1 protein-coding gene is annotated in these 652 nt (G+C 69.6%); it reads right to left on the reverse strand.

Annotated elements, in window-relative coordinates; all coding sequences use genetic code 11:
* Positions 1-622, reverse strand: a 622-nt coding sequence (locus tag ACWV17_RS33845; protein WP_455362672.1) for a hypothetical protein, incomplete at its 3' end; no start/stop codon positions are given.
* Positions 623-652: the final 30 nt, after the last annotated feature.

The following is a 652-nucleotide window of genomic DNA, read 5'->3' on the forward strand; positions in this document are numbered from 1 at the left end:
GCCCGTCAGGCCCGTCCTCCATCCGCTGCACACTGTCCGAGTTGCCCCCGGCCGGTACCACGGTCCCGGACGGGCTGACCCCCTGGAAGCCCTCCGGCGGCTCGAGCAGAGCCGCCGGACCGAAAACACCACTCTCCTTCAGGTGATACGCGGCCAGCTGGTCCGTGTCGGAGACGTCCACACCCGCCACGACCGCCCTGGCCACCACCGCCCACAGCTCTTCCTCCCGCGACCCCTGGTTCTGTTGCCAGTGTGTCCACGTCTCAGTGGCCTGCAGATGGAGGACCCTGCGGCCCATCGCCTCCCGCTCCACAGGATTCTTCTCACGGACGACCTGGACGGAACGGGCCGTGGCCCACAGGGCGGACGCTACTTCATGCCGGGTGAGCGGCACGGTGGCCGGCAGCGACAGCACACGCCGGACCCACCCATCAGGCCCCTTCCCCCACTGCTTGAGAGCGAGCCCGAGCGGCCTCCCGGTGAGCAGCGCCTCCAGCGCCTTCGTGAGCTGGGCACCGGGATCAGCCTCCACCTGGGCCGCGGCGAAATCAAGCAGGGCCTCCCGGCCCGCGATGTCCGGGGCCCTGCCAGGAATGTACTCCCGGACGAGGAAGTCCAGCATGTCCACACGCAACGGCGTGAACGCGCTGAT

The organism is Streptomyces mabaensis (genome assembly GCF_053763515.1).